A 267-nucleotide genomic window follows, 5' to 3' on the forward strand; every position below is an offset into this window, starting at 1 on the left:
CAGAAAAAGCAGTTCGTCACCGTGCTGGAAAACTCCCTGGAGATGCGACATGCCGCGAAGCATCAGTCCAGACCTGTCAAGGATGACCGGAATGTGCTGCAACTTATCTCGGCCGGCATACAGGTTGCAAAGATTTTGAAAGATGCCTCCGCAATGGAATATCTCGATCTCCTTTACGTGCATACGGAGATGCTTATCCCGGACCGCAAGAACCTTCGAGCAAAAAATTTTGTTTTCTCTTGAACTGTCATTGGATATGGTGTTTCT

The 267-nt window shown here is 47.6% G+C and carries 1 protein-coding gene; it reads left to right on the forward strand.

Features of this window, described 5'->3' with window-relative positions; translation table 11 throughout:
- A partial coding sequence (locus PZC42_RS24800; RefSeq protein ID WP_277214223.1) for a hypothetical protein occupies positions 1-243 on the forward strand: 243 nt, incomplete at its 5' end.
- Positions 244-267: the final 24 nt, after the last annotated feature.

Origin of the sequence: Isoptericola croceus (assembly GCF_029382255.1) — a bacterium.
Lineage (GTDB): Bacteria > Actinomycetota > Actinomycetes > Actinomycetales > Cellulomonadaceae > Isoptericola > Isoptericola croceus.